General features: G+C 67.6%; 1 protein-coding gene and 1 pseudogene. Both read left to right on the plus strand.

Annotated elements, in window-relative coordinates; translation table 11 throughout:
* Positions 1-383: cyanase (gene cynS / locus IY392_RS07795; protein ID WP_194860899.1), on the plus strand; the 383-nt coding region annotated here is incomplete at its 5' end.
* A 41-nt stretch (positions 384-424) separates the two neighbouring features.
* A pseudogene (locus tag IY392_RS07800) lies at positions 425-845 on the plus strand (acyl-CoA dehydrogenase); the annotation flags it as partial.

The raw sequence follows: 845 nt of genomic DNA on the forward strand, positions 1-845 counted from the left end.
CCTGGGAGGAGCTGGCCGAGGCGGCCGGTAGCGCCCCTGTGTGGACGACCGCTGCGCTGCTCGGGATGCACCCTATGAGCAATGCGCAGGCCGCGGCCGTAGCCGACCTCTTGGACCTGGGTGGCGACGTCGTCGAGGCACTCGTCGCCCAGCCCACCCGGGGCGTCGTGGTCGGGCCGCCTCCTGCAGACCCCACCCTGTATCGATTTCACGAGGCGCTCATGGTCTATGGACCTGCGCTCAAAGCTCTGATCCACGAAGAGTTCGGTGACGGGATCATGAGTGCCATCAATTTCCAGGTCGACATCGCCCGCCGGTCGGACCCGGGTGGCGACCGGGTCGTGGTGACCTTCGACGGAAAATTTCTCGATTACAACTGGTGAGCCCCGCCACCACCAATCTCACGCCAATTCGGAGGAACACCATGACCGCCACAGCGATCCCCGTTTCCACCTCTACTCCCGTCGACCTGGACGGTGTGTTAGAGACAGTCACCGCCCGGGCGGACGACCTCGACCGTGGGGAGGGCGCCGCCAGAGACGTCCTGCCCCTGCTCGCCTCGACCGGCGCGCTCGACGCGGGCCTTCCGCGCAACCGTGATGGTGGACTGCTCGAGATGGTCGAAACCCTGGCCCAGGTGTCCGCCTGCTGCCTCTCCTCGGCGTTCACCGCCTGGGCGCACCGCATGACCATGGAGTACCTGGCGCACGCCGACACCCCCTACTCCCGCGACCTGCTAACCGGGATGGTCACCGGGGAGCGCCCCGGTGTCACAGGGATGGCCTCGGCGTTCCGCGAGTTGGCCGGCTGTGGCAGCCTCGACGTGACCGCCACGGTCGAGGGTG

Source organism: Dietzia sp. SYD-A1 (genome assembly GCF_015356725.1).
Lineage (GTDB): Bacteria > Actinomycetota > Actinomycetes > Mycobacteriales > Mycobacteriaceae > Dietzia.